The 7,763-nt window shown below is 43.9% G+C and carries 4 protein-coding genes; 3 read left to right on the forward strand and 1 reads right to left on the reverse strand.

The window, feature by feature from the left end:
• The coding region (locus AC1DND_RS13560; RefSeq protein ID WP_477582315.1) for a PKD domain-containing protein at positions 1 to 3,254 on the forward strand (3,254 nt) is incomplete at its 5' end.
• A gap of 22 nt (positions 3,255 to 3,276) precedes the next feature.
• Complete coding sequence (locus tag AC1DND_RS13565; RefSeq protein WP_477582317.1) at positions 3,277 to 6,921, forward strand: DUF6443 domain-containing protein; 3,645 nt, start codon at positions 3,277 to 3,279, stop codon at positions 6,919 to 6,921.
• Positions 6,922 to 6,945: 24 nt separating this feature from the next.
• On the opposite strand, the gene AC1DND_RS13570 is transcribed toward AC1DND_RS13565, so the two are convergent.
• Positions 6,946 to 7,416 (reverse strand): hypothetical protein, encoded by a 471-nt coding sequence (locus tag AC1DND_RS13570; RefSeq protein ID WP_477582319.1) that lies wholly within the window; start codon positions 7,414 to 7,416, stop codon positions 6,946 to 6,948.
• A gap of 163 nt (positions 7,417 to 7,579) precedes the next feature.
• Here AC1DND_RS13570 and AC1DND_RS13575 point away from each other — a divergent pair.
• Positions 7,580 to 7,763: hypothetical protein (locus AC1DND_RS13575; protein WP_477582321.1), on the forward strand; the 184-nt coding region annotated here is incomplete at its 3' end.

Genomic DNA, 7,763 nt, shown 5'->3' on the forward strand with positions numbered 1-7,763 from the left:
CCTCTGAACTGGTCAACCGCAAAGCGTTTTCTGCAAATGCATCTGCAATACAGTTTTTTAAGCGGAAATTTCAGGTCTCCCAGTCGGTAGACTTCAGAAGAAAATGGTTCCTGACTTCCATAAAAGACAATGAGGGGAATGAAGTTACTTTCAGCTATGGTAAATATAATGACTATTACCGGGTAAGTAGGAAATATTTTGACTTTTATATCGGTAATTCTACGAATAAGACCACTCAGTTTTATGTGGAAGATGGCAATTTTACGTATATGCTTACCGGGATCGACTATATCACGGATGACGCGCCCACCGGGGTTCCAAAATTCGGGTTTACTTATTCCTACAATGCCAATACTTATATGCCGCTCCTTCAGAGTATTTATGGCATGGGCCGCGGTTGGTCACTGGCTTATCATGAAGCATGGGTGTCCAATGTCAACTATAAGCGGTATTTTTTAAAGGAATTCAGGGAAGCGTCTGAAGAAAGCCAGGTACGTTATCGTTTTGATTACAACGGTCTTTCGGTGGGTAGCTTTAACACAGTATATACTTCTCTACCCGATTCAAGTTCGAAGCAGCTCGACCGGTGGGGTTATTATAATGCCTCTACAGCCAGTTCGCTTTTGCCCGAGGTGTATATTAATCCTGCAACAGCTGGTATGGAGCGGTTACGGTATGAGCCGGTTCCTACGTTAAGCGGATACTATCCCTATTCCCTCAGTGGGAACTCAAGGGCGGTTTACCCCGCTGCACTGATCAGCGGGAGTCTTTCCAAAGTGAGTATGCTTGACGGGGGGACTACTGAAATTGAATATGAATCCAATACCTATTTTGATCCGCAGGCTGGTGCAGATGCCAATGCGGCCGGAATACGGGTAAAGAAACTGACTACTCATGATGCGACAAATCCTGGGGTTCAAAAGATAGTAAGCTACAGTTATACCGATCCTATAACAGGCCGTACGAGCGGGAGGGCACTATCGCTACCGGTATTTGCTTTTATAAGGCCTCAATCGTTCAGCGCTAATCCAGAAGCTGACTGGAAGAACGCGGTTGTACGCTCCGATGAAGACCTTTCTGAGGTTGATGATGGGGTGATGTATGGTTTTTTTAAGGAAAGTATTACCGGACAAGGTTATATGACTTCCGAGTTTTCTCTTCCTGCCACACATTTTGACCTGACTGCTGGTTTGGACTGGAGCAGGGTGATTACCAATATAGCCGGATGTAACGGAACGGGTGGTACGCTCAACAACGATAGGGATCTGTATCCTTTCGTACCGAATATGGATATTGGTTTTGAAAGGGGGATGCCAACAAGGGAAGCGGTATACAATGAAGCTGGTCAGAAATTATCGGAAACGCTTTACAGCTTTTCCAGAGTAGGCAGCGCCCAGTATATCCCGGCATTTAAAAGGGAATACAATAACGGGGTACTCGCCTATGCCAAATACAACATACTTACCGGGGTAGAAAGTACGGTCCAGCAAAAACAGGACTTCAGTTTTGATGTGGCAGGMGGCCAGCAGCAGCAAAGTACAAGCAGTTATTTCTATCAGGGTAACGGGCATATTTATCCAACAAAGGTGGAGTCCCAGAATGGAGACGGGAAACTGCTGCGCGTGCTCACCAGGTACACAAAAGACTACGATGTATCTACAGCAGTTGATTCGGCGGCACTTGCCCTAAAGGGCATGGCGCTGAAAAATATCAATGTTCCTATTGAGAGCATCAACCAGATAGAACGTAGCGGAATCACCAGGACCGTTTCAGCAAGCCTGACCAAATTTGCGGTATTTAACCCTGGTGCTGAGCAGCCTTCCAAAACATTGGTGTTCAGAAATAGCGCAGGTGTTACGGACTTTCAGCCATCCAACATCCAGTCGGGCAATTTTACGGGTGATGCAAGGTATTATACGACCGGGAATTTTACAGATTACAATTCGTACGGACAGCTCCTTTCTGCAAATGATGGTAAAGGGCATTCGAGCTCAGCCTTATATGACGATTATTCTAGATTGCCTTTAGCCAGCATTACAAATGCAAGGCATGACGAAGTATTATATAGCAATTTTGAGGAAGGAAGTCTTACAGGCTTATGGTTCGAAGCTAACGGCCAGTCTTCCGTGACAGCCCATAGCGGTAAATATAGTGTGGTTACAGGGCCTTCAGCAGTATTATATAAAGAACTGAAGAAAAAAACAGGTGCAGTAGCCTATGTTTTTTCTGCCTGGATAAATTCTGGCACGGCCAATACCCTTAATATTTCTATTACCAACAATAGTACCAGCCAGGTGGTTTCCAATACGGTAGGTATAGCTGCTGGCAATTGGAAGTATTACCAGCTGAGGATACCTGTTGAAGCAATGAATCAGGATTTCAGGCTTAGGGTATGGGGATCGGCAGCTTTGCTAATTGATGATGTGGTTTTTAGACCAGAGGAAGCCGATGTGCAAGCGAACTCTTATGATGTAACCACACAGAATAAGCTTGCGACATCTGGTGCAAACGGGGTGTTTGCGCAGTTTGGTTATGACAGTGCAAACCGGATAAAATATGTATTTGATCAGGACAGGAATATTGTGCAGAAAACTAGTTACATCCTGGGTACGAACCAGGATCAGTTTGCGCCAAGTTTTTACACGGCCCAGAACCAACTTGTGAATGAGCCGGTCTACTTTAGTTTAACTAACTATCCTGTGTCTACAGCGGACGGGTTGACTTATACCCTCAACTTTGGGGATGGAAGCCCAGTAGTTACCATTTCTGGTCCCAATGATTTAAGGCATACCTATACACAGGTGGGCAGTTACACGGCAAGCGTAACTAAATCTTCACCTTATTATGGTTCAGTTACCGTTAGCACGAACGTGGTTGTATCTCAGGCCCAGGTAACCTCTACGCAGCTTTCTTCTCTATCGGGAGATATCATACTCACTTTCTCTAATGCGAGTAATCAGATCGTAGCGCAGTTTACCCAAAGCCAGCTCAGCGCAGGAACAAGTACAATTGCACCGGGCGTTTATACTTTAAGGATTGGCACCTCATCAAGTGCTTACAGTAGTTCAAACCCTTCCGGTTATAAAAGTGTCCGTTATACAACCTATGGGCCTGACTATTCAAATCCAATGCCCTATTGTATGCCTTCCGAGCCTGGAAAAAACACCTATGACTTTACTATTGATCTTACAGGAAAAGCCAGGCTTAGTGTTTCAACAGACGCCCAGGTATGTCCGGTTTCGGAAATAGAATAAATTCAAAAATCTAAAGACAATCATGAAAAGATATATCGTTTTCTCCGTTTTTATATGCTTAAATGTCTGGTTGGGTATGTTGTCAGCATCTGCCCAGAACAGAACTTTCGTGCAGCAGGAGGTAGTCAAAGTTGCAGGCGTGCTCACCGAGCAGCAACTGAAMGGCTTGGGTCCAACAGAAAAGCAGGTGACCAGGACCTATGGCGATGGTTTCGGGCGTGCCCAGCAGGTAATCGTTGTTGGGGGCAGCCCGAACGGAAAGGACCTGATCCAGCATAAAAGTTATGACAATATGGGAAGGGAAAGCACAAGCTACCTGCCTTATGCCTCGGCGAACAATAATGCAGCCTTTAGGGGCAATGCAGCCACTGAACAGAATACTTTTTATAATACTTCCGGTCAGAAGACGGCTACCGATGCCAGTCCTTTTTCACAGCAGGTGTTCGAGAACAGCCCGTTGCAGCGCGTGCTGCAGCAGGGATCTGTGGGGACTGGTTTCCAGCCTGGTGAGCATTATAAAACAATGGCTTACGGCACAAACCTTTCTTCCGAAACGGTGCGCAGGTGGCAGCCTGATGGCAGCGACGGGGGGACATGGACCGCAGGCACATTAAGCGTAAGCACCGTGACCGATGAGAACGGTGCAAAAACGACTGTGTATACCGATGCAATGGGGCAGACGGTATTTAAACGCCAATGGCTGGGTCAGGGCGGTGTAAGCTGGCTGAATACCGGTTATGTTTATGACGACCTTGGTCAGCTGGTTTTTGTTGTGCCGCCAAAGGCTTTTGCACTGATGGAATCGGTTGGCAACTATTCTTTGGCACAGCCTGATGTAGCCAAACTGATCTTCAGTTATGTGTACGATGAAAAAGGCAGACAGGTGGAAAGAACAGTACCGGGAAGTTCGGCGGTTTATATGATCTATGACCGGATGGACAGGCTGGTACTGGCACAGGATGGAAACCTGCGCACGATGGGGAAATGGAACTACATCAAATACGATAGCAGACAGAGCCCTATAAGTCAGGGGATCTATAATGATGGGAACGGCCGTGCCGCACTACAGGCCTATGTATCGGGACTTAATTACAACAATATTTATTTTGAGGCTCGCAATGGTGATGCGGGCACGGGTTATTATACCAACAATACCTTTCCCACAGTCAATATCGAACCGCTGGCCTACAGTTACTTTGATAATTATGATCTGGATGGTAACGGTTCTGCTGATTATACCTACCAGGCCCAAGGGCTTGGAGGCGAAGCTACCGCATCTGATTATATCAGTGGTAGACCAACAGTCATCCGTAAACGTACGGTAGGTACAGGGCTTTCCAATATCTGGCTGAGCACAGTGATGTTTTATGACCGCAAGGGGCAGGTGATCCAGACGATTGGCAATAACCAGCTCAATGGCAATTTGGCTTCTGTTAAAACCTTTGTGCGTGATTTTACAGGTAAAACAACACTGACCAAAATCACCCATTCGGCTGCTGCAACAGTCACCGTACAGACGGCGTATGCCTTTGACCATATGGACAGGCTGAAAACAGTGGATGAAAGTTATAACGGTGCGGCAGCTATACGTGTGGCGGCCTATGAATATAATGAAATCGGGCAACTGGTGGATAAAAAGCTCCATAGCACCAATGGTGGGGGGAGTTACCTGCAGTCGGTAGATTACCGTTACAACATCAGGGGGCAATTGACCAGTATCAATAACAGTGAACTGTCCGTTGATAGCAGGAATGATGATGCAAATGATGTATTCGGGATGGAACTGCTTTATGAGCAGAGCGATGGGGGGATAGGAAATACCGGATATTATAATGGAATGGTCTCGGCGGTGAAATGGAAGACAAATGCCCCAGGGGTCACCAGTGGCAACGAAAGAAGTTACCGTTTTAATTATGATGCCCTGCTCAGGCTAACGGCCGCGAATTACGCCGACCGCCAGGCGGGCAATGGCTGGGGAAATATTGGCGCTTTTGATGAAAAAAATATCGGATATGACCTGAACGGAAATATATTATCTTTACAGCGCAATGCGATATTGAACGGCAGTATTACCGCTGTTGATGACTTGAACTATAGTTACGATGGCAACAGGCTTGCCAATGTAAGCGATGGAGCAGGGGGAAGCTACAATGTATTCGGTTTCAAGAACCTTACCGGTTCTGGAGATCCTTACATATATGCCGATAACGGAAACCTAACCACTGATACCAAGAAGGGGCTTACGTTAGCTTACAATATTCTTAACCGTACAGAAAGGATTACGATAAATACCGCTTCTGGCAGGTATATCGATTATACCTATGATGCAGGTGGAGCGATAATCCGTAAGCAGGCGGTCGATAATGGAAGCCTGGTAAAAACAACCGATTACATCGAGGGGTTTGTTTACGAGAATGGAACGCTGGCCTATTTTGGTATGAGTGAGGGAAGGGTGAGGAATGCTGCTGGCAGTCTGAAACCGGAGTACATCATCCAGGATCAGCAGGGCAATGCACGGGTAAGTTTTGAAGAGCAGGGCGGTGTAGCAGTGGTACGGCAGGAAAACAGTTATTATCCTTTTGGTTTGAGCATGCCGGGCAATGCATTGCCGACAGCAGCGAACAAAAACCTATATAACTCTGGAGCGGAATGGCAGGATGACTTTGGGGATATGCCCGATTTGCAACAGACCTTTTATAGGATGTACGATGCAGCGCTGGGCAGGTTTATTGCGGTTGACCCGATGGCCGAGGCAAGCGAGAGTTTTGGTACTTATCATTATTCTTTCGATAATCCGGTGATGTTCAATGATCCATTGGGTGACCAGGCAGATCCAACAACACAAAGTTATGGAGGGATGCATGGGGGCTACGGGAGGGTAAGTCCCGGGTCGGGTAACCATTGGAGTGATGGAATGACATATAATGATTGGAATCCCTGGACTGGAAGCGATACCTATAGGAATTTATTGGCGGATGGTTATTCTGACTGGGGTGGAGACCTAGTTAAATATGGCCAGTCTGGAAAAATGACATATGGAGAGCGAAAAGGTAAAAGTGGATACTGGATTGATAATAACGGAAATCCAAGTTATGGTGGGCCAGGTCAGCTGTCCACAATAAATATTGGTAGGAAATTTGTTGAAACGGACGATAAACATATAGCTACAAGTTTGGCTAAAGCTACATTAGGATTTATCTCTGCAGATATTCTAATATTGGAACCTACAGATGCTGTTTTACCTAAATGGGTTGGATACGGAGCTGCTGCTGCTTTGGCTGGTACATACCTTTATTTTAAATCTGACCATAATGGACGTGACTTTTATTACGTCACTTATACTAAAACAAGCAGTGCTGGTAAGGTGTACGTGGGTAGGAGTAGTGGTACAGGATTTCCAGATCAAATTGTCAAAGAAAGAGATTATAACCATCATATGAAAGGTTTTGGCCCAGCTGTGCTTTCTTCGTTTGTGCCCGCCGGAATTCCAGGGGGATACTCGACAAGAGCTTTAGACCCTTCATACTGGTTTATCAGAGGTAGTGAACAGCTACAAATAAATCATTACATATCTCTTGGGATTTCTGCTAATAGCATTAACGGAATCGGCCCCAATAATCCTAATATAGGTAAGTACATCCAAGAAGCTTCTAGATTTATATTTTAGGCATATTAATCAGGAAAAAAGATATTATATCTTTTTTCCTGATTTTTCATAATTCTTAATGAGTTGGTTTAGTGTTATTACTTCTATATCACTAATAAGATGCTCTTGCTGGTATGGCACAATTACATCAATGACATAATCATATTCAAACTGATTATTGATTTTTCCTCTTTTTAATATTTTAACCAAATTGTTTTTACGTTTGAAGCCAAGTTGGAGGTGATTTACTTTGTTCCAGAAGAAATTAACCGCTTCGCCTGAACCTTCTTGAAAATAGACGAAAATATCATTAGATAGATAATTCAGACTTTTAATATTATGGAATTCAGGCTTTGGGTTCAATAATTGATCTTTCCAATCTAAATATGTGTTAATAATATGCTTTTTATTAACTTCACTCCATTCTTTTGGAGCTTGAGACTCTATAGCAAGAATAGCAATATCTATAATATTCGAGAGATTTTCAGCTTGCTCTTCGTAAGTTAATTTTTTCATGAGAAGTCTATTTAGGTGGATTCTGTAAATAAAGGTTTGGTATAATTAATATTGATTATATAATTGCCTTTGGGAAAAAAATAATTTGGCTTAACAAATTTTAAAGTTGGGAAATTAGTGATTTTTAGCCTAAATATTGTGAAAGCAAAAAAATAAAAGATTAATGAAACAAAACTTTTATATGGCACTTATAACCTTGGTTTTTGCAGGTTGTGAGAATTCGTCAAAAAATATCGGAAATCATGATATTAATAACAATTCTGTGATAACACAAAATAGCATCATCTCTAAAGATCCAGTATCTATACCTAAGGTAGAGAAAATTGATCATTTGGGCTATGATAAGG

This window comes from Pedobacter sp. 01N416 (assembly GCF_056399685.1).